The sequence below is a fragment of the Frankia tisae genome (genome assembly GCF_025403405.1).
In the GTDB taxonomy this organism is placed as follows: Bacteria; Actinomycetota; Actinomycetes; order Frankiales; family Frankiaceae; genus Frankia; species Frankia tisai.
Genome location: NZ_JANEZT010000811.1, coordinates 1 through 454, shown reverse-complemented (window position 1 = coordinate 454; position 454 = coordinate 1). Strand labels below are relative to the sequence as shown.

Annotated in this window: 1 protein-coding gene; it reads right to left on the bottom strand. The window is 74.7% G+C overall.

The annotated features are described in order from the left end of the window. A partial coding sequence (locus NBZ85_RS34235) for a hypothetical protein (RefSeq protein WP_261563499.1) occupies positions 1-454 on the bottom strand: 454 nt, incomplete at both ends.

The following is a 454-nucleotide window of genomic DNA, read 5'->3' as shown; positions in this document are numbered from 1 at the left end:
TCGTACTGGTTGGCGCGCGTGGCCCAGGGCTGCCACGGGGATGCCCGGCCGCGCGGCGGCAGCGGCGTGCCGGCGAGCAGCTGGTCGTGCCCGTCGAGCATGGTCACGGCATAGCGGGCGAGCACCTCGGTGGGCGTGCCGTAGCGCAGCAGGCTGTCCACGGAATATTCGGCGAGCACGACGCCGGTGAAGCGGCCCTGCGCGACCAGCGGCACCTGCAGCTGCAGCAGCGGGGGGGCCTCGCCGTTGCCCGGGGCCGCGAGCGGCTGCGCGTAGACCGGCTGCTGCAGGTCGCGCGCGAGGCCGAAGGTGTCGGCCGCATCGCCGCTGCGCAGCACTTCGCCGGCCACGCGCAACTGCCCGCTGGGGAGGGTGGGCGCGGCGTGGCTGGCGCGGATGCGCCGGCGGTCGTCGATCCACGTGATCGCCTGCAGCTCGGGGTATTGGCTGATGA